23 protein-coding genes are annotated in these 19894 nt (G+C 63.4%); 7 read left to right on the top strand and 16 right to left on the bottom strand.

The window, feature by feature from the left end; genetic code table 11:
* Positions 1-89: 89 nt before the first annotated feature.
* Positions 90-530 (top strand): PRC-barrel domain-containing protein, encoded by a 441-nt coding sequence (locus tag QEN71_RS13560; protein WP_201651532.1) that lies wholly within the window; start codon positions 90-92, stop codon positions 528-530.
* A gap of 132 nt (positions 531-662) precedes the next feature.
* On the opposite strand, the gene rpoD is transcribed toward QEN71_RS13560, so the two are convergent.
* From rpoD to QEN71_RS13515, 9 genes are all read right to left on the bottom strand, one after another.
* The gene (rpoD, locus tag QEN71_RS13555) at positions 663-2660 is read right to left on the bottom strand and encodes an RNA polymerase sigma factor RpoD (protein WP_201651531.1); all 1998 of its coding nucleotides are present in this window, start codon (positions 2658-2660) and stop codon (positions 663-665) included.
* 243 nt (positions 2661-2903) lie between these two features.
* Positions 2904-3158, bottom strand: a complete 255-nt coding sequence (locus tag QEN71_RS13550; RefSeq protein WP_233471862.1) for a hypothetical protein — start codon at positions 3156-3158, stop codon at positions 2904-2906.
* A 228-nt stretch (positions 3159-3386) separates the two neighbouring features.
* Entirely contained in the window at positions 3387-3692 is a 306-nt protein-coding gene (locus QEN71_RS13545) for an RNA-binding protein (protein ID WP_201651529.1), read from the bottom strand.
* A gap of 14 nt (positions 3693-3706) precedes the next feature.
* Complete coding sequence (gene fabI, locus QEN71_RS13540) at positions 3707-4486, bottom strand: enoyl-ACP reductase FabI (protein ID WP_201651528.1); 780 nt, start codon at positions 4484-4486, stop codon at positions 3707-3709.
* A gap of 2 nt (positions 4487-4488) precedes the next feature.
* Entirely contained in the window at positions 4489-5670 is a 1182-nt protein-coding gene (locus tag QEN71_RS13535) for an acetate/propionate family kinase (protein ID WP_201651527.1), read from the bottom strand.
* Positions 5671-5690: 20 nt separating this feature from the next.
* Positions 5691-6656: a phosphate acetyltransferase gene (locus QEN71_RS13530; protein ID WP_201651720.1), complete on the bottom strand. Its 966-nt coding sequence runs from the start codon at positions 6654-6656 to the stop codon at positions 5691-5693.
* Between the two features lie 57 nt (positions 6657-6713).
* Positions 6714-9014 (bottom strand): DUF3141 domain-containing protein, encoded by a 2301-nt coding sequence (locus tag QEN71_RS13525; protein WP_201651526.1) that lies wholly within the window; start codon positions 9012-9014, stop codon positions 6714-6716.
* A 408-nt stretch (positions 9015-9422) separates the two neighbouring features.
* Positions 9423-10577: an acyl-CoA dehydrogenase family protein gene (locus tag QEN71_RS13520; protein ID WP_201651525.1), complete on the bottom strand. Its 1155-nt coding sequence runs from the start codon at positions 10575-10577 to the stop codon at positions 9423-9425.
* Positions 10578-10682: 105 nt separating this feature from the next.
* Entirely contained in the window at positions 10683-11510 is an 828-nt protein-coding gene (locus QEN71_RS13515; RefSeq protein WP_233471860.1) for a DUF4148 domain-containing protein, read from the bottom strand.
* 214 nt (positions 11511-11724) lie between these two features.
* Here QEN71_RS13515 and QEN71_RS13510 point away from each other — a divergent pair, with 214 nt between their 5' ends.
* The 4 genes from QEN71_RS13510 to QEN71_RS13495 all read left to right on the top strand — a co-directional run bounded on the left by QEN71_RS13510 (position 11725) and on the right by QEN71_RS13495 (position 14287).
* Positions 11725-12447 (top strand): sulfite exporter TauE/SafE family protein, encoded by a 723-nt coding sequence (locus QEN71_RS13510; RefSeq protein ID WP_201651524.1) that lies wholly within the window; start codon positions 11725-11727, stop codon positions 12445-12447.
* A 37-nt stretch (positions 12448-12484) separates the two neighbouring features.
* On the top strand, positions 12485-12820 hold the full coding sequence (locus tag QEN71_RS13505; RefSeq protein ID WP_201651523.1) for a YbjQ family protein: 336 nt from the start codon (positions 12485-12487) through the stop codon (positions 12818-12820).
* A gap of 30 nt (positions 12821-12850) precedes the next feature.
* Positions 12851-13045, top strand: a complete 195-nt coding sequence (locus tag QEN71_RS13500) for a YqaE/Pmp3 family membrane protein (protein ID WP_028365988.1) — start codon at positions 12851-12853, stop codon at positions 13043-13045.
* A gap of 147 nt (positions 13046-13192) precedes the next feature.
* Complete coding sequence (locus tag QEN71_RS13495) at positions 13193-14287, top strand: GGDEF domain-containing protein (RefSeq protein ID WP_201651522.1); 1095 nt, start codon at positions 13193-13195, stop codon at positions 14285-14287.
* Between the two features lie 6 nt (positions 14288-14293).
* On the opposite strand, the gene QEN71_RS13490 is transcribed toward QEN71_RS13495, so the two are convergent.
* The 3 genes from QEN71_RS13490 to QEN71_RS13480 form a co-directional block, all read right to left on the bottom strand.
* Positions 14294-14521, bottom strand: a complete 228-nt coding sequence (locus QEN71_RS13490) for a DUF2964 family protein (protein ID WP_201651716.1) — start codon at positions 14519-14521, stop codon at positions 14294-14296.
* Between the two features lie 83 nt (positions 14522-14604).
* The gene (locus QEN71_RS13485; protein WP_201651521.1) at positions 14605-15207 is read right to left on the bottom strand and encodes a hypothetical protein; all 603 of its coding nucleotides are present in this window, start codon (positions 15205-15207) and stop codon (positions 14605-14607) included.
* Positions 15208-15252: 45 nt separating this feature from the next.
* Positions 15253-15645 carry a hypothetical protein gene (locus QEN71_RS13480; RefSeq protein ID WP_201651520.1) on the bottom strand — a complete coding sequence of 131 codons (393 nt, stop codon included), beginning with the start codon at positions 15643-15645 and terminating at the stop codon, positions 15253-15255.
* Between the two features lie 641 nt (positions 15646-16286).
* On the opposite strand from QEN71_RS13480, the gene QEN71_RS13475 reads away from it, so the two are divergent.
* Positions 16287-16691, top strand: coding sequence for a helix-turn-helix domain-containing protein (locus tag QEN71_RS13475; RefSeq protein WP_201651519.1), 405 nt, complete (start codon positions 16287-16289; stop codon positions 16689-16691).
* Between the two features lie 12 nt (positions 16692-16703).
* Here the strand turns inward: QEN71_RS13475 and QEN71_RS13470 are convergent, their stop codons facing one another.
* The 3 genes from QEN71_RS13470 to QEN71_RS13460 form a co-directional block, all read right to left on the bottom strand.
* Entirely contained in the window at positions 16704-17126 is a 423-nt protein-coding gene (locus tag QEN71_RS13470; protein WP_233471884.1) for a lytic transglycosylase domain-containing protein, read from the bottom strand.
* Between the two features lie 105 nt (positions 17127-17231).
* Positions 17232-17600, bottom strand: coding sequence for a hypothetical protein (locus tag QEN71_RS13465; RefSeq protein ID WP_201651517.1), 369 nt, complete (start codon positions 17598-17600; stop codon positions 17232-17234).
* 14 nt (positions 17601-17614) lie between these two features.
* Entirely contained in the window at positions 17615-17971 is a 357-nt protein-coding gene (locus QEN71_RS13460) for a hypothetical protein (RefSeq protein ID WP_201651714.1), read from the bottom strand.
* A 377-nt stretch (positions 17972-18348) separates the two neighbouring features.
* Here QEN71_RS13460 and QEN71_RS13455 point away from each other — a divergent pair, with 377 nt between their 5' ends.
* Entirely contained in the window at positions 18349-19056 is a 708-nt protein-coding gene (locus QEN71_RS13455) for an MgtC/SapB family protein (RefSeq protein ID WP_201651516.1), read from the top strand.
* Between the two features lie 52 nt (positions 19057-19108).
* Here the strand turns inward: QEN71_RS13455 and QEN71_RS13450 are convergent, their stop codons facing one another.
* On the bottom strand, positions 19109-19684 hold the full coding sequence (locus tag QEN71_RS13450; protein ID WP_201651515.1) for a DUF4142 domain-containing protein: 576 nt from the start codon (positions 19682-19684) through the stop codon (positions 19109-19111).
* Between the last annotated feature and the right edge of the window lie 210 nt (positions 19685-19894).

The following is a 19894-nucleotide window of genomic DNA, read 5'->3' as shown; positions in this document are numbered from 1 at the left end:
CTGCGACGATTTCTTTCTGATGCGGTAATGTATGTCGCTTCTCACAGCAGCGGCAGTTCCTCGCAACATTACACATCGGAGAATAAGCTATGAAAGCAAAGTGGGCAGCGGTTCTGATCGCGGCATCGACGTTCGGCGTGATGTCCAGCCAGGCAAGCGCACAGGTGGCAGGTGCGCAGACCATCGGCGTGAGCGTCGAGCAGGAAGCGATCATCATCAACGGCTGGAGCGCGAAGAAGAGCCTGCTTGGCAAGCCGATCTACAACGAGCAGGGCCAGAAGGTCGGCGTGCTCCACGACATCATCATTTCGCCGGACAACGCTGCTTCGTTCGCGATCGTCGCTGCGCATCAGTTCCTCGGCGTGTCGCAGCATGACGTCGCCGTGCCTTTCTCGCAGATCGACTACGCAGACGGCAAGCTGATCTGGGCAGGCGCGACGAAGGACGCGGTCAAGTCGATTCCGGCGTTCCAGTACGCGAAGGTCCGCGCGACGCCGATGGCACGCAAGGAATACAGCGAGCATCACTGAGCGCTGAATGCGGTTCGCATGAGCGAGCCGCAGATATGAAAAAAGCGCGGCAGCCTTGAGGCTGCCGCGCTTTTTGTTTTGAGGCTTTTGAGGCTTAAGGCCGCGTGCCTGCGAGGCAAGCGGCCCGATGCATCAGCTGCGTTCGAGGAACGGGCGCAGCTTGTCCGCACGGCTCGGGTGATTGAGCTTGCGGATCGCCTTGCCTTCGATCTGGCGGATACGCTCGCGCGTCACGTCGAACTGGCGGCCCACTTCTTCGAGCGTCAGTTCCGACGCCGTGTCGATGCCGTAGCGCATGCGCAGCACCTTCGCTTCGCGCGGCGTGAGCGCGTCGAGCGCTTCGTCGATCGCGCGGCGCATGTTCGCGTGCACGGCGGCGTCGGCGGGCGACGTTGCCGACGTGTCTTCGATCATGTCGCCGAGCGTCGTGTCGGCGTCTTCACCGACGGGCGAATCCAGCGACGCCGGATTCTTCGCGATCTTCAGGATGCTGCGGATCTTCGCTTCGGGCATGTCCATGCGCTCGGCGAGCACCGACGGATGCGGTTCCTGGCCCGTCTGCTGCACGATCTCGCGCTGGATGCGGTTCAGCTTGTTGATCGATTCGATCATGTGAACCGGCACACGAATGGTGCGCGCCTGGTCGGCGATCGCGCGCGTGATGGCCTGACGAACCCACCACGTTGCGTACGTCGAGAATTTCCAGCCGCGACGGTATTCGAACTTGTCCACCGCCTTCATCAGGCCGATGTTGCCTTCCTGGATCAGATCGAGGAAGTGCATGCCGCGATTGACGTACTTCTTCGCGATCGAGATCACGAGACGCAGGTTCGCTTCGATCATCTCGCGCTTGGCCTGGCGCATCTTCGATTCAGCCGAGCCGAGCTGCTTGTTGATCTGCTTCAGTTGCTGCAGCGGCAGCGCGATCGACGCTTCGATGTCGACGAGCTTCTGCTGTTCCGACTGGATGGCGGGCAGGTGACGCTCGAGCGCCGGGCCATACGTCTTCGACTTCGCGGCGACGCGCATCGTCCAGTCGAGGTCCGTTTCGCTACCGGGGAACGACTCGATGAACGCTTCGCGCGGCATGTCGCAGCGATCCACGGCGATCGACAGAATGCTGCGTTCGATCGCGCGCACTTGTGCGACCTGCGCCTGCACTTCCGCGCACAGACGGTCGATGGTCTTGGCCGTGAAGCGGATCGGCGTGAGTTCCTGCTGGATCGACTCGCGCAGATTCGCGATGGCCGTCGCGCGGCGCTTGTCCGTGACGGGCATGTCGGGCACGCTCGCGAACAGGGCGCGCACGCGCTCGAAAATAGCGAGGCTGTCTGCCGTCAGCTGTTCGAGGCGCGCCGCATTGGCCTTTTCGCCGCCGTCGTCGGAAAGATCGCCGTCTTCGTCGTCCGATTCGTCGTCCGAGGCGCTCGCTTCCAGTTCTTCTTCAGCGGCGGCATCGGCTGCGTCTTCGTCCATTTCGGCGGCTTCGCTGGTGTCGCTGATGCCGTCGACCAGCTCGTCGATGCGGATTTCACCCGCGACCACGCGATCGACGTCCGCGAGAATCGTCGAGATGATGGACGGACACATCGCGATGGCTTGCACCATGTCCTGCAGGCCGCCTTCGATGCGCTTGGCGATTTCGATTTCGCCGGCGCGCGTCAGCAGCTCGCTCGCGCCCATTTCACGCATGTACATGCGGACGGGGTCGGTGGTGCGGCCGAACTCGGAGTCGACGGTGGACAGCGCGACTTCCGCTTCTTCATCGGCCTGATCGTCCGATGCGGCGGCCGATGGGCCGTCGTTCAGAAGCAGCGTTTCCGCGTCGGGCGCCGTTTCGTACACGGACACGCCCATTTCGCCGAACGTGCTGACGATGGTTTCCATCGCGGCCGTTTCGGTGAAATTGTCGGGGAGGTGGTCGTTGATGTCTGCGTGCGTCAAATAGCCGCGCTCGCGGCCCAGCGCGATCAGTGCGCGCATCTGACGTTGACGCTCTTCAACGAGAGATTCCATCAAGGCCGCGTCCTGAGGCGCGGCGGCGGGTTGCGCCTTGGCCTTTGCTGCGCGCTTGGGCGCTTTCGGTGCGGTGGTTTCGAACTGGGAGTTGTCCCGGTCAAGCTTTGCCAATACGTTCTCCTCGGCAGGCTGCTTCGCTTCCCCGCGCGCGCACACGCGCGGCAGGCAGCGGACCTGTCGGATCGTGAGGAAGGGCGGGGTGTTGCACGAATCGATTGGCGCGGACCAGTTGGATCACAGTGCGACCGACGCGTGCGGAAAAGTGAATCTGCAAGTATAGCAGCAAAGGTGGTGCGCTGCACCACTTTTATGCAACTGCTGATGCCCCGTGCTGGTGCATGATGCGGACCCCCATCAACGGTCGCGCGACAGATCGGAGGCAACGACGCCCGCCAGCGCCGCGAGCAGCACGCAGCCGACCGTCAGCAGCGTCTTGGCGACGGCCACCGACACATGTTCCGGCCCGATCACGGCGAACGCGCCGACCAGCAGTCCGAGCGCCGACAACGCGAACATCGCCCACGGCGTTCTGCCGTGGCTGGCGGATGCCTTGCGCGCGCTGACGTCCTGCGCGCGTTCCGGCTCGGGAACGGTAGACGGGGTAGGCACGGCGGGCGTTTTCGACGACGAGGAGATAGAACCTATCTTATGCGACGCATCGTTCATTTCGACTACGTGTTTCTTTCGAACCGGTAACTCGGCGTGGGTGGACGAATGCCACTGCGGGCACCGCGGAAGATCCATCATGCTATGACATAACGGTTTTCGCTTCAGCGCGAATGGCAGGGGTGTGCAGAAGTACAACGCGGCGCGGAAGAAATTGGTTTACACGCGGGATCAGATCGGCGGGGGCGCGGCCGTACGTGTCTGGCGGCGTACCTCGGCCGCTTCGCTGACGTCCCAGAACGACAGCACCTGCACCGACAGCCGGCTGCGATGCCAGTACATCCCGTGCAGGCGGCGTCGAATGTAGTTGAGCGTGGTCCAGTTGGCGCCCTTGATGGCGATGAGCGCGGCGGGATGGTCGTCGGCTTCGCCGACCAGTTCGATGTCGCGGCAATCCGCGTGCGAATAGCGGTAGACGAGGGCCTTGATTTCGTCGAGTGAGGCTTTGGGCGGCAGGCCGCTGATCAATAGTTTCATGCACCCGTTCCGTGTCAGCCGATGATGTTCACGCCGCCATCGACGAATACCGTATTGCCCGTCACGCGGCGCGCGTAAGGTGTGGCGAGGAATGCGCAGGTGTAGCCGACGTCCATGATGTCGACCAGCTCGCCGATCGGCGCGCGTTCGGCCGCTTCGTTGAGCAGCAGGTCGAAGTCCTTGAGTCCCGATGCGGCGCGCGTCTTCAGCGGTCCCGGCGAAATGGGATGCACGCGGATGCGCTTCGGCCCGAGTTCGTGCGCGAGATATCGGCACGACGCTTCGAGCGCGGCCTTCACGGGCCCCATCAGATCGTAGTTCGGCACCACGCGCGACGCGCCCAGATAGCTCATCGCGAACAGCGAGCCGCCGTCGTTCATCAGCGGCGCCGCGAGGCGCGCCATGCGAATGAACGAATGACACGAAATATCCATCGCGACAGAAAACCCTTCCGCCGAGCTGTTCAGCAGGCCGCCTTGCAGATCGGCCTTCGGCGCGAAGGCGATCGAATGCACGGCGACGTCGAGCCGTCCCCATGTCGAGCGCACTTCGTCGAACACGGCTTCGAGTTCGCCGGGCTTCGACACGTCGAGCGGCAATAGCAACGACGCACCGAGTTCCTGCGCGAGCGGCTCGACGTAGGCCTTCGCCTTGTCGTTCAGATACGTGATGGCTAGCTCGGCGCCGAGTTCGCGGAAGGCGCGCGCGCAGCCGTACGCGATGGAATGCTCGTTCGCGATGCCGACGATCAGCACCTTGCTGCCTGCCAGCACTTGTCCCGTTGGCTTGTCCATGCTCAATCCTCCAGCCGGCTGAGCGCGTGCCGGGCGATCATCAGTTCTTCGTTGGTCGGAATTACCCAGACGTCGACGGCGCTGTTTGCATTGCTGATTAGCGGACCGTGACGCTGGTTCGCCCCTTCGTCGATCGATACGCCGAGCCACGCGGCCAGCTCGCCGACGCGCTTGCGCACCGGGTCCGCGCGCTCGCCGATGCCCGCCGTAAACACGATCGCATCGAGTCCGCCGAGCGCGGCCGCGAGCGAGCCGAGTTCGCGCGAGATGCGATAGCAGAAGAGTTCGACGGCTTCGGCGGCTTTCGGGTCGTCGCTGGACAGCAGCGTGCGCATGTCGCTGGAAATGCCGGATACGCCGAGCAAACCCGAGCGCTTGTACAGCAGCGATTCGATCGCGCGCGCATCCATGTTCGCTTCTTCGAGCATCCACAGCACGACGCCGGGGTCGAGGCTGCCGGAGCGCGTGCCCATCACGAGTCCTTCGACGGCCGTGAAGCCCATCGTGCTCGCGATGCTCTTGCAATTGTCGAGCGCCGTCATGCTCGCGCCGTTGCCGAGATGCAGCACGACGGTCTTGCCCTTGGCCGCGCGCCCGTCGACTTGCGGCAGCACGCTTGCAATGTATTCGTACGACAGCCCATGAAAACCGTAACGACGCACGCCGCGAGTCGTGATGTCGGGCGGCAACGCGAAGCGGGTCGCGACGCCGGGCTGCGTGTGATGAAACGCCGTATCGAAGCACGCGATCTGCGGCACTTTGTCGTTGCGCGCCATGATCGAGCGGATGGCCGCGAGATTGTGCGGCTGATGCAGCGGCGCAAGCGGAACGAGCGCTTCGAGTTCCTGCATCACCTTTGCATCGACGCGAACCGGCTCCGAATACTTGTCGCCGCCATGCACGACACGATGACCGACGGCGAGCAACGTCGCGCGGCCTTCGCCGTGGCTGCGCAGCCAGTCGAGCAGAAACGCGATCGCGTTGTCGTGTCCGAGTTGTTCGCCTTCGGGCCAGCGCTTGTCTTCGATGACTTCACCGTTTTGCCGCTTCGCCGTGAAGCGCGGATTCGTGTAGATCTCTTCGAGCTTGCCGCCCGCGATCGGTTCGAGTTGCGCGTCCTCTGCGCGAAACGCATGAAACTTGATGCTCGACGAACCCGCGTTGATGACGAGGATGACGTCCATGCAAATCCCTCTAGACGTGTTCAGAGGATGGCGGAAGCGGGCTGCTCGCGCCGCGCGAGCGCGACCATCGAAGCAACCGCGCACGAAGCGAGCCGCGTGAGCACGGAGTCCGCGCGGCTCGTGAGAATGATGGGCACCTTCGCGCCGAGCACGACGCCAGCTGCGTCCGCGCCCGCGAGAAACGTGAGGCTCTTCGCGAGCATGTTGCCCGCTTCGAGATCGGGCACGACGAGCACGTTCGCGCGGCCAGCGACGGGCGAATCGATGCCCTTGATCTTCGCGGCTTCTTCGTTGATCGCGTTGTCGAGCGCGAGCGGGCCGTCGAGTATGCCGCCGTTGATCTGCCCGCGGTCGGCCATCTTGCACAGCGCGGCGGCGTCGAGCGTCGACGGCACTTTGGAGTTGACGGTTTCCATCGCCGACAGGATCGCGACGCGCGCAACGGGGAAACGCAGCGCATGCGCGAGGTCGATTGCGTTCTGCACGATGTCGCGCTTCTCGTCGAGCGTCGGCGAAATGTTGACGGCGGCATCCGTAATGATGAGGGCATCGTCGCGACCCGGCACGTCCATGATGAAGCAATGGCTCACGCGCCGCTCGGTGCGCAGCCCCGTGCGCGCGACGACTTCGCCCATCAGCTCGTCCGTGTGCAGCGAGCCTTTCATCAGCGCCTGAGCCTTGCCTTCGTGAACCAGTTGCACCGCGGTTGCAGCGGCCGCGTGGCTATGCGGCGCGTCGACGATAGGCAGGTCGCCGAGATCGAGATTGCCTTCCTTCGCGGCGGCTTCGATCTTTGCGCGCGGGCCGACGAGTATCGGCGCGATCAGCTTCATGCGTGCCGCTTCGATCACAGCCGACAGCGAATCGTGATCGCACGGATGCGCGACGGCTGTCGGCGTCGGCGGAAGCGTGGCGGCAAAGGCGACGAGACGCTCGTATTTTTCGCGCTTGTGTTCCATGTTGCGTGCCCTCGTAGGTGAACCGATCCAGTGCGCGTCAGGCGCGGCGGACTGTGGCCGTCCGCTCGCGCACGGCGATGCATGTCATTCCACTTGCTGACGCGCGGGCTCCGCGCGCCGCGCTGTTTTCTTCTTCGATGCCGATTCGAAGATTGTCAGCACGCGCGCGAGATCGGCGCGTTCGGTGTCGTCGAGCGGCAGCATCGTGCTCAGCTTGTCGATGTCGCGCGCGACGGTGCGCAACTTGTCGGACGGTGCATCGGTGAGCAGGCCGGGCAATGCGTCGATCGCGGCTTCGCTATCGAGGCGCAGCAGCGCAGCCTGTTCGCGCACGACGTGCTTGAACGCCAGGATGCCGTCGTCCGACAGCTTGCTCAGCATTTCGCGCGCCAGATTGAAACGCCGCTCGTCGGCTTCGCCATGCGTGCGCTTCACATACAGCAGCGCACGCACGCTCGCTTCGAGCAGTCCGCCTTCCGTCATGTCGTTGCGCAGACGTTCGTGTTCCGCGACGATCGATGCCTCGCGTTCTTCCGTGTCGCCCGGTTCCGTCAACGCGGCGTTCGCTGCGCTGTCGCTGTGCGGCGGAAGGCCCGCGAACGCCTGCAGCCACGGTGCGCCATAGACGGTTTCGAAGACCTGTTCGACGGCGGCGTCGCGCATGTCGCGATAGAAATCGAACGACGCGATGATCGCGTTCGACATCACCGTTTGCATCTGCATGAACGGGTTGTCGTCCGCGATGGGTTGACGCGCTTCCTTCACGCTGACAGCCGCCTGCGCAACCGACGATGCAAACGGATTGCGATCCGACCACAACTCGTACGTCACGCGCAGCGGATGCAGCTTGCTCGATACATCGGATGTCCACGGCGTCGTGCACGCGCGCACCCACGGCTGCATAAAGCTGCGATACAGGCCGAGGTTGAAGCGCGACACATACGCGGCCGTTGCGAAACGCCGGTCGCTGTCGGGATCGGGCTGCACGATCTCGCGCACATCGGCGATCGTGCGCGGCGAAATGGACAGCACGTATTGGCCTTGCACGAGATCGGCGTGCGGCGTGTCTTCCGTCTTCGCGCCCATATGCGCTTCGTAGAGGCCGGACGGCAACAGATCGATCAGATCGATATTGCTGACGAACTCGCGATGTTCCTTCTTGCCCGTGCTGCTCGACACGAAAATGCCGAGATGACCGATGCTGTCGTGCGTCGCGTAGACGATAGTCTGATCGTGGCCGAGCAGATCCGCGTCGTCGCGATAGAGGTCGGTGATCCAGCCAAGCGCCTGCGGCGGCGGCGTGATGTTGTCGCCATACGAGCAGAACACGACGATAGGCGAGCGGATGTTGCGCAAGTCGAGCCGCACGCCGTCGGACGTCACGATCTCGCCGCTCACGAAGCGGTTGCCGACGAACAGGTTGTCGACGATGTATTGCATCTCGCCCGCGTTCAGGAACACATGGCCGCCCCAGTACTTTTCGAAGCCGAGATAGCGCGGACCTTCCGTATCGATGCTCGCGTACAGGTTGTATTGCTTGGTCCAGAGCGTGTTCGCGGGGTTCAGGTTCTCGAAGTTTTCGACGAGCCATGCGCCGTCAAAGCGGCCATCGCCGAGATCGCCCGTGAGCGCTGTCAGCCACGAACCGCCGAGCATGCCGCCCGAATAGCGCATCGGGTTCTTGCCGCGCCAGCCTGCCCAGTACGACACGGGTGCGCCCGCGACGACGATCGGCCCGAACAGGTCGGGGCGCATCGCGGCTGTCATCAGCACTTGCCAGCCGGCCTGACAGTTGCCGATCACGGCGGGCTTGCCGGGGCTGTCCGGATGCAGCTCGATGACTTTTTCGAGGAACGTGGCTTCCGCGTGCATCACGTCTTCGACCGTCTGTCCCGGCACCGGGTCGGGCAGGAAGCCGACGAAATAGCACGGATGCCCCGCGCGCAATGCCGCACCGATTTCACTATCGCGCTTGAATCCGCCGATTCCGGGACCGTGCCCCGCGCGCGGATCGACGACCACGAACGGACGCAGACGGCCCGGATCGCGTCCTTCGGCGAGATCGTGGTCGGGCTTCAGGTCGTCGGGTGCGAGGATGCGCACGAGCCCGTAGTTGACGGGACGCGGCAGCGTGCGCCCATCGACGATCAACTCGGTGCCGAAGTCGAGCACGTTGGGCACGCGTTCCTGCATGTGAGCCTGATACTGATTACCGCGTTCACGCATCACGTCGGCGAACAGCACGCTGCGCTGCCATGCATCGACGGCATACGCGTAGCCTTGCGCGAACAGATTGCCCGGCATCGATGCGAAGGGCATCGGCGACGAGAACGTGTTGGGCAAATCAGTGCTGGATAGAACGGAGATCGGTTGAGACTGATTCATGGTCGCATCTGCTCCATCAAAGGGTCGGCGCAGGGTCGGGCGCCGCGGTCTTTTGTGAGGCTGCATGCGCGCACACGACACAGGCGCGATGCGCGTGTTTCGTCGCGACGAGTCACGCGGCCCCAAGCCAGGGCGAGACTTCAACGCACCTCGAATGAGGTGCGGCTTCGATCAAGATCAGCGAAAAAAATGGCAGAAGCGTGACGCATTGATGAATGCGTACAGCGGACACGCATTAAGCGTCATCCGATGCTTGTTGCGTTGCGTCAACAACCCAGTGTAGGACGGGATAATTTTTCTGGCAACGTGAAAAGTGCCTGCTTGCGCGGGTGTTTTGAAGCAGGCTTATCACTGCATTGACATGGATCAACGCACTCTCGATTGCGCGTCGATCGATGCGATTTTGTTTTAGCGGCTTGCGTCGCGAATCATGTTGCGCGCGATCACCAGTTGCTGGATCTGCGTCGTGCCTTCGTAAATGCGGAACAGGCGCACGTCGCGATAGAAGCGTTCGACCGCGTAGTCGGACACATAACCCGCGCCGCCGTGAATCTGCACCGCGCGATCGGCGACGCGTCCGCACATCTCCGACGCAAACAGCTTGCAGCACGATGCTTCCGTCGACACATCCTGTTTGTCGTCGCGGCGTCGTGCGGCGTCAAGCACCATCGAACGCGCGGCATAGATTTCCGCGCGGCTGTCGGCGAGCATGGCCTGCACGAGCTGGAATTCGGCGATCGGCTGGCCGAACTGTTTGCGCTCCATTGCGTAGCGCAGCGCGTCGTCGAGCATTCGCTCGGCCGCGCCGACGCAGATCGCCGAAATATGCAGGCGGCCTTTGTCGAGTACTTTCATGGCCGTCTTGAAGCCGACGCCTTCCTTGCCGCCGATGATGTTCGACGCGGGTACGCGGCAATTCTCGAAGATCACGTCGCAGGTATGCGCGCCTTTCTGGCCCATCTTTTTGTCGATCTTGCCGAGCGACAGACCGGGCGTGCCTTTCTCGACGATGAACGCGGAGATGCCGCTTGCACCTTTGATATCCGGATTGGTGCGCGCCATCACCGTATAGATGCCCGCTTCGGGCGCGTTGGTAATGAAGCGCTTGGTACCGTTGATCACATAATGGTCGCCGTCGCGCATGGCCGTCGTGCGCAGCGACGCGGCGTCCGAGCCCGAGCCGGGCTCCGTCAATGCGAACGACGCGATCAGTTCGCCCGACGCCAGCTTCGGCAAATAGTATTGCTTCTGTTCATCCGTGCCGTCGATGATGAGCCCTTGCGAGCCGATGCCATTGTTCGTGCCGATCAGCGAACGGAAAGCCGGCGAGGTCTTCGCGATCTCGAATGCGGCGAGGACTTCTTCTTCCATCGTCAGACCGAGGCCGCCGTATTCCTCGGGAATAGACAGCCCGAACAGACCGAGTTCGCGCATTTCGCCGACGATTTCGGCGGGTATTTCATCCGTTTCGGCGACTTCGTTTTCGGCGGGCACGAGACGCTCTCGCACGAAGCGCGACAACGAATCGAGAAGAATGGACAGTGTTTCCTGATCGCGGATCATCGTGTTACCTGTGCAAGACGCGGTTGATCTGGCCGCTCATTGTAGAGACGGACGCGCGGATTCGCCAACCGGTCGGTCAGGAAACGGGCTGCGGGCGATTGGCCGTTACCAGCTCCGCGTGGCGGGCTGCGTATCGCGGCTCGGTGTGCCGCCCGGTCCATACGGATCGGGATTGCCGAAGCGCGACATCGAGCCGTCGCTGCGCGCTCGCTTCAGTTCGTCGCGTACTTCGGCGCGGGTTTTCGGTGAGGCGCGGATGGCGGTGACGGGCGGTTCGTCGTTGGGTTTGCCCGATGCGATCGACGGGGCTGGGGCGGCGGGTTGTGCAGGCGGTTCTTCCGTCGTTGTCGTTTGCGTTGCGGCTTCAGTCTGCGCATGCGGAACGGTTTCTGTTGCATCGGCCTTTACGCTGTCCGGGCGGATATCGACGGAAGGAGGCAGGTTCGCCGCCAGTTCTTCGTCATCGTCGGAAGTCTCCGCCGCGTGATGCGCACGCGCGTGCTGGGTCTTTCGCATAGCGTGAGCGCGCGTGGCCGATCGCGTATCGTTTTGCGTCGACGTCTGCGCGGTCTGCGCCCTGTGCGCCATCTCTTCGCGCGCGGCCAGTTCCTTTTGCAGCATGAGCGCTTGCGGCTCGTTTGCACGCATCGTCAGAACGGCATCGAGCAGCACATGCGCGGATGCGAGGTCGCCGCTTTGCAGACTGTCGTGCACCGCCTGCAATACGCGCGCGATGCCTGCGTTTTGCGGATCGTCGGAGGATGCGTCGGGCGTCACAGGTCGAGCGGTGGACGCGAGCGACGCGTCGATATGGCCGTCCGCTCCCTTCGCCGACGACTCGCGATTGCCGAACCGCAGCCCGAGCGTGGCGAGCGTCAGCGCGCCGATCACCACGCCGCCCGCAACGACCATCCGGCTCGATTCGTTCATCATCGCGCGTTCCTTCGAACTCACACCCGCACAGACCGATCCAATCGGCAGACGAAACGGACGCGGCGGCACACGCGCGTCCTATACGAGTTGTAGCAGCAATTGACGGCGACAACGCGCCGGAACGCAAAAACACTCGCCCGCATTCGTCGCATGTTTGCGTGATGTGCCGCCTTTTTCCAGTAGCATGGCGCCAACGCGCTTTTCGGGGAGTCGCATGGGGTATCTGCTGGTACTGGTGGTCGGTCTTGCCGCGGGCACGCTGAGCGGCGTGATCGGCACGGGATCGTCGATGCTGCTGATGCCCGTGCTGGTGATGCTGTTCGGGCCGCAACAGGCGGTGCCCGTCATGGCGATCGCCGCGATCATGGGCAATTTCGGCAAGGTACTCGCGTGGTGGCGCGAGATCGACTGGCGCGCGTGCGGCGCCTATTGCGCGACGGCCGTGCCGGGCGCGGCGCTCGGCGTGCGCACGCTGCTCGCGCTGCCGCCGCATGCCGTCGAGATCGCCCTGGGCCTGTTCTTCGTCGCGATGGTGCCGGCGCGCCGCTGGCTCGCGCGCCGCTCGGTGCGCTTTACGCCTTGGCATCTGGCCGCCATCGGCGGGCCGGTTGGATTTCTGACGGGGATCGTGGTCTCGACGGGACCGATCACGGTGCCCGTGTTCATGGGTTACGGCCTCGTAAAAGGCGCGTTTCTGGCAACAGAAGCAGCCGGCTCGCTCGCCGTCTATGCCGCGAAAGTCGCGGCCTTCGATCACTTCGGCGCGTTGCCGCTGCACGTCGTGATCGACGGACTGATCACGGGGTCCGCGCTGATGGCGGGCGCATTCTGCGCGCGGCGCATCGTGGTGCGCATGAGCCCCGGCACGTTCCGGATGGTCGTCGACGGCCTGATGCTGTCGTCCGGCCTGTCGCTGCTGTGGGCAGCGGGGCGCTGAGCGACGCGTGAAACGAATCAACAGCGGAGGAAACGACATGATCGAACGACACATGGTCTCCACGACCTTCGATTTGCCCGGCCATACCGTCGACGCATCGCTTGGCATGGTGCGCGGCATCATCGTCCGATCGCGCTCGGTGGTGGGATCGATCGGCGCGGGGCTGCAGACGATCTTCGGCGGCAACATCTCGCTGTACACGTCGCTGTGCGAGCGCGCGCGGCAGGACGCCTACGAGCGCATGCTGACGGAAGCGGCGCAACTCGGCGCCAATGCTGTCATCGGCATGCGCTACGATGCGACCGAAATCGGCGCGGGCGTGACGGAAGTGCTCTGCTACGGCACCGCCGTGCACGCGCGCCGCAATGTATAAATCCAGGCTTTTCAACCAGAAGGAAATCTCATGCGTCTGTTGCTTGCCCTGCTGTTGCCGTGGTTCCAGTTCTTCACGATCGGCCGTCCGTTCGCCGGGATCATCTGTCTCGTGCTGCAGCTGACGATCATCGGCTGGCTGCCCGCGGCGATCTGGTCGGTCTACGCGCTGAGCCAGTACAAGACCGATCGCAAGATCGAAGAGGCGCTCGGCCGGCGTTCGTAAGCGCATCGGGAGCCGCGCTGCGTATGCATGACGCGGCTCCGTCATCGGGCATGTTGCGACCGTTGCAACGGTCGGCCTCAAGCAAACGCGTTCGAGGCCGATAACCAGTCGTTGGGCCCCTGTAGCGGCCCCAATGCCACGGCCCAGATGAGCACAACACACACGCCCCAGTCCGTCCGCCTTCGCGCACTCGTCGATACGGTGCAACGCAACGAACGCACGTTGCGCCGCTTCCAGGATGTCGAACTGCAACTGATCCGCGCGCAGGATTTCCCGTCGCTTTGCCTCGTGCTGCTCGATTATCTGCCGCGCGAGTTCGGACTGGAGCGAGTGACGCTGTGGCTCAACGACACGCTGCCGCTGCTGCACGAAATGGCGTCGCGTCACCCGCGCCATGCGTCGAACGGGAATCCGGCGGCGTCGCTGAATACGTCGGCTGAAACGGGCGAAGCGGCGACGCGTCTGTGTTCGCAAGGACGTCCGTGGCTGGGCACGTCGGCGTCGATGGACGATGCGACGCGCAATGCCATGTTCGCCGCCGACATGCAGCCGGCCAGCGTCGCGCTGCTGCCGCTCGTGACGAACGGCCAGCTGAGCGGCTATCTGTGCCTCGGCAGCGACAACGAAAGCCGCTTTTCGGCGGGTATGGCGACGGACATGCTGGAGCGCTTCGCCGTGATCGTCGCGGCGAGTCTCGACAACGTCGCGCATCGCGAGCAACTGGAACGCCTCGGCGCTACCGACGCGCTCACGGGCCTGCCCAATCGCCGCTATTTCGACGAGCGTCTGCGCGAAGAGACGACGCGCGCGTCGCGTTATCGCCTGCCGCTCGGCTGTCTTTTCATCGATATCGACGGTTTCAAGCCGATCAACGATGCACACGGTCACGCGGTCGGCGACCGGGCGCTCGCGCTGGTCGGCGCATGTCTGCGCAAGCAGACGCGGCTCGGCGACACGATCGCGCGTTACGGCGGTGAAGAATTCGCCGTGCTGCTGCAAGGCGACCTGCGGGATTCGCTCGTGGTGGCCGAGCGCATGCGTGCCGCCGTCGAGAAGCTCGAACTGAAAGGCGACGACGGCGCGCGGATTCCGTTGACGGTGTCGATCGGCGTGGCCGCGCACGCGATGCAGCTTGGCGCCGATCTCGACGGGCTCGGACGCATGCTCGTCGAAGAAGCCGATCGCGCGATGTACAAGGCGAAGGCCGAAGGACGCAATCGCGTGGTGATGCTCGTCGGTTAGCGCGCGCTAGTCGTCGACAAACAGCATCGACACGTAGAGCACCGTCGACACGACGATGATGCCGACGCCGACGAACACCTTCGTGCGGTTGAATTCGAGCCCGCCGTTGATCGCGACGGCGATGCCCACCACGGCCGACAGCGTGCCGATCGCGGCCAGTACGACATGCGCCTTGCTCCAGATCATCTTGCGGCGCGCGCGGCGCTTCGGCGAGTTCCAGGGTTCGATGGGCATCGGATCGACCATGTGGACAGTGACGGACAGCACAGGCCTCGCCGGCGCAGCGCGCCAGGCGAGACGCCGGACGCAAGCAGGCGTTACTGGAGCGGCGTGCCGTTGCGCGTGATCTGCACGGCCGTGGCCGACGCGTAGTTCGCGCGAATGCTGTCGCCGACCTTGAGCTTGTCGAGCGGCACGTCAGGCGCGACTTCCAGCATGACGGTGCGTTGCGGACCGCGCAGCGTCACCACGCGCTTCTTGCGATCGATCTTCTGCACCGTCGCGACGACTTCCACATGACGCATTTGCGTCGACGCACCGCCTTGCGAGGGCGTCGTCGCCTGCGATTCGACGCGCGAGCGTATGCCTTTCGAATCGACCTTGTCGGCGGAGAGCAGCAGCGCGCCCTTGTACGAGATGTGCACTTCGTCGCCGACCTTGAGTTTCTTCACGTCGCCGACATCGGGATCGACGTCGACGATCATCGAGTTGCCGCGCGGTCCGCGGATCGTCACTTCGTTGTCGTCGGCGTTGATATGCGTGATGTGCGCCGTCACTTCGGCGACGGCTGCCGTGCCGACGGCATCCGGACTGGACGCCGGGTTGTCCTGCGCGCGGGCGTCGATGACCGGCGCGGCGAGCGCCGCGCAAGCGGCTGCGATGGCCAGGATGCGAATCGAACGGCGAGCTGCAAGTTGCATGTGAGACTCCTCGTTTGAAGGGACGCGAAAGACTCCGACGTAGGCTCAGGCGGTTTCGGCGGCGTGGGTCGCCGCTTTTCTTCTTGCATCGTCGTAGACGCGGCGACGTTCCGCCTCGACCAGCTCGCGCTTGCGCTTGACCGACTGCCGGTGAATGGGCGGCCCCATCACGGCGACATAGTCGGCATAGCGATGCTTCTGGTAACGGCGGAAGAAGTCGGGACCGGGCAAGCCGTTGCTCAGCGCGAGCAGCACGCCGTAATCGATGCTCGATACTTCGCCAAGCGAAGCGATGGCGCGTTCCAGCGCGTCGTAGCGGGCCGTGAGCGGATCGCCCGCGCCGAACATCGCGTGAAAGCGCTGATAACTGAGAAGACGCTCATGTTCCGCCGCGCGCCGCAACGCGACGACGATACGCTCGACCCGTTCCACTTCCATTTCTACCTCCGCGCGTGATGCGCCCTCGCGCATGCCCATGCCGGCGCTGCACGACAGACGATTGCACCTGCCCGTTATGTCATTGACGGCAAAAACTATTACGTGCTGGTGAAAGTCGATTTAATCCGGGTTATGCGGAAATGAGTATTTTGAGCAAACTCGCACACGCCGCCTTTTAAGGCTGCGAATAAAACAGTAATGGCGGATTATTGCCCCGGCATGCAAAACCGGGGCGATCGCGTAGTGCGGTATTGAAAGCGAGGTATTGCCATACGACGTTCCCTCGTGAAACGTGGCAGGCGCACCGACCAAAGTGCGTTCGTCAAGCTTGACTGTACTCGCTGCAAGTAACGGTTACTGCATGCTAGCAAACGACTTCGGTAAGTTCAAGGCGCAATGTAATGCTGTTGAAAAATATGAGGACTTTTTATTGTTAACCTAAATGGATTCAACTGTTTATTTCGATTAAGCCTGCGCAATAAAATCCGTAAATGGTTTTTCGATATTCATGAAATTTTACGGACGCCTGACACAAACAGTCGTGAACCATATATTGGTTTTTTTGTCTTTTGTCGCGCGCCATGCAGGGCTTGTGATGCGGTATCGAGGCTTATCCGTTCCGATCGTCAGCGAGACCGCTCATGCCTCCACGAAACGAAGCATTGCCGACCGTCATGCGCAGGCTCGCTGCAGGCAAGATGCTGATGGAGGGCGCGTCGGTCAGCGATGTCGCCGCGCAGCTGCATATTTCCGAGAACACAGTGCGTAAATATCGCGCGCTCGTGAACGAGGGCGGGCTGGAGTCGTTGCGGCAGATGAGCGTCGGCGGGCGTTCGTCCTCGCTCGACGATGCCGCGCTGCAATGGATCGCGGCGGCGCTGAACGGCCCGGCGGGCATCCACGGTTTTCCATCCGATGCCTGGACGAGCAATCGTCTGCGCGAGGTGATACGCGCGCACTTCGGCGTCAGCTACTCGCGTGTCTATACCTGGCAGATCGCGACCAACCTCGGTCTCGGGCACCGGCTCACGAAGTCACGCAAGTAGTCAGTGCGCGAGTTAATGCGCAACCGGCAGCAGTTCGCCCCACGCGACGAGAATCTTCTGGATGCTGCGCGCATAGGCGTCGCGTTCCTTCGGCGACTCCGAGTGATACGCGCCGATCGCGCGCCACGTGTTGCCGTACTTCACCATCTTCTGCTTGATGAGCCACGCGGCGACGTAGATGTTCACGCACGCATCCGTCAGCGCGCGGTGCGGAATGCCGAGGCGTTTCAGGTCGCTGAAGTGCACGGAGTTGATCTGCGCCTGGCCGACGTCGATCGAGCCGTTCGAGTTGCGGTTGACGGCAGCGGGATCGCCTTTCGATTCATGCCATGCGACAGCGCGAAGAATCAGCGGATTGACGCCCTGATAGACGGCGGCCTGCTCGAAGCAGTCGTCGGCGTGGGCTGTGCCGCACGTCAACGCGGCGAGCGACAGGGCGAGTGCGCCGAGCGCACGCTTGAGCGGACGCCGCGAGGCAGGCGCGGCGCGAAGTCGGTGAAGGGACACGTGTGACGCTCCGTTGTTTTCGCGGATCAGCGGTTATTTCGCCATCGCCAGGTCGAGCTGCTTTTCGACCGAACGCAGGTAGGTGCGCGTCGTTTCCGACACGACGAGGCGCGCGGCGGGGGCAGAAGGCCGCAAGTCGACGGGCGCGCGTACCTTGCGTTTCTTTGCGGTCGGCTTTGGCGCCGCGACCGGCTCGTCTTCGTCGCCGGATGACGGCGGCAGCATCGCGAGCGTCGGCAGCGGCGGATAGACCTTGTCGGCGGCAGCGGACGCGGCGGCAGACGTGGCCGTTGCGCTGTTGGCCGACAGCGTGCCGGCGACGGCCGGCTGGCCCGCAATCGCGGCCTGGCTCATGAACGCGGCGAGCCCAAGGCCCGCCGCGAGGATGACAGTACGGAACATGACGTGGTTTCCCCTTATGGCGTGGCGGCCGTCGGCCGGATCGACACGCTATACGGCTGATTCGCGCCCGCTGTCTGGTTCTCGAGGCTCAGCTTCGCCGGATGCTGCGAAGGCACGCCGCGCCAGATCGCCTGGTTCAGGTACGGCAGATCCTGGCCGAGCGCGGTGACGAGAATGGTGGTCGGCTGCTTCTGCGACGCGGCCAGCGCGCCCGCTTTCGCCAGCACGGCCGACAGCTGCGGATCGCGTGCGCCGAGCGCGTCGGGCGGAATCGCGAAACTGATGACGTCGTTGGAGACGGGCGGCTTGTCCGCCTGCGACGCCGTATTGGCAGGCAACTGCGCGCAACCGGCCATCACGGCGAGAACCATACATATCGCAAGCTGCTTCACGAACCGCTCCCAGAAGTCGTTGGCGCTATAACGCGCTGTATCGGTTTTTCGGCAGGATCGCAGCGAACTTGATATGCAAACCGCAAACGTTTGGCAAATCGGGAAACTTGACTCAAGAACAATGGTCGCGCGGAAACTCTGACCGTCGAGGGAAGGGAAAGCGGTGAGGTTGTCTCCGGCATTGACGGCGCCGTGCGGCGGGTTCGGACAGGTGTTTTGCGTGATGCCGGCGGCAGGCGAAATGATTGGCCGCGCAACATATTCCTGTAACACATCAGTGAAATACAGCGGCCTCAGGATATCGCTCCCAAGCGGATTCCATCCCGCGTTCAACCCGCATTTACCTTTCAAACAACATGTCAGCGGATTTCATCTGGAGGTTACTTGCCGCGTTCGCGTGCGGCGTCGCGATCGGGCTCGAGCGCCAGATGCGCCAGCGCACGGCGGGGCTGCGCACGATCACGCTGGTCGCGAGCGGCGCGTGCCTGTTCGTCACGCTGGGCATGCTGACGGGCAACGGCGTCGCGGGCGTCACGCAGATCGCCGCGTATGTCGTGTCGGGCGTCGGCTTTCTCGGCGGCGGCGTGATCATGCGCGACAAGGGCTCGATTCAGGGCATCAATACGGCGGCGACGTTGTGGTGCTCGGCGGCTGTCGGCGTGTTGTGCGGCGCGGGGCATTACGGACCGGCGCTCGCGGGCACCGTCGTCGTGCTCGCGACCAACACGCTGCTGCGCGAAGTGAGCCGCGCGATCAACGCGACGCCTGTTTCGAGCGCGGACCTCGTGCGCGAATATGTGTTGACGGTCGTGTGCCGCGAACATGACGAAATCCACATTCGCACGGTGCTGTCGAACGCGATGCACTCTCAACCGCTGTCGTTTCAGAGCCTGACGAGCGAAGACGTCGAAGGCGATCCGTCGCGCATCCAGGTGACGGCGACCTTGCGCATGCATCCGAAGGATCAACCGAAGCTCGAACTGATGGCGAGCCGGCTCAGCATGGAGAAGAGCGTATCGAGCGTCAGCTGGTCCGCGAAGGAAGTGGAGCCGACGCCCGAATGAAAAAGCGCATCGCGACGATGCCGCGATGCGCTTCGATTTCTATTGAGAGGCTTTACTGCGCCGCGAGATGCTTGCGCTTCGCGAGTTCCTGCGCGGACGCGTATTGCGCCTGAATGGTCGGCAATGCCTTGCGCGCGGCGTCCTTCAACTGCTCGTTGCGGCCCGATGCGATTTCGGCCTGGAATGCCGACAGCGTCTTCTGCTCGCCGCCCAGCGCGACCTGTTCGATATACGCCTTGTCGAAGTCCGCGCCGCGCAGATTCTTGATGCTGTCGAGCGTCGCCGTGTCCGGGTTGTTGTGAGGCACGTCGACGCCGCGCGGGCTCGCTGCGCGCAATGCGTCGGCGATCTTGAGATTGTCGGCGGCGACCTTTTCGGCGAATGCCTTGACCTCGCGATCCGTCGAGCGCGACGTCGCGATGCGCGCGGCATCGCGCTGCGTGGCGACGCCTTGCGTGCCGTCGTTGATGAACGTCTGGTCGGCGGCGTGCAGGCGCACGGTCTCCGCGGACTGCGCAGCTTGCGGCTGCTGTGCCGGTTGCGTGGTTTGCGCGTTCACCGTCGATGCGAACAGCAACAGACTGGTCGTGGATGCACAGACGATGGAAGCGATGGGCAAACGGATCATGTGTTCTCCTTCAGTGAATCGATGAGCGGGTGAATCGGTCGAGGGCATTCTAGGGGCCGTGTTTGTGCGCAGGTGCAACGGCGATGTCGCTTGTGTAACGGTGCGTAAAGTTGGTGGCGCGTTCCGCGCGTCATGTGTCGGGAGTATCGTAGGCAGGACGGCAATCGATGCCGCCTTCCCAACGCGAAGCACGCGGGCTTCGCACTCTCG

It is taken from the genome of Paraburkholderia sabiae (assembly GCF_030412785.1).
GTDB lineage: Bacteria > Pseudomonadota > Gammaproteobacteria > Burkholderiales > Burkholderiaceae > Paraburkholderia > Paraburkholderia sabiae.
This window is presented reverse-complemented; position numbering and strand designations above follow the sequence as displayed.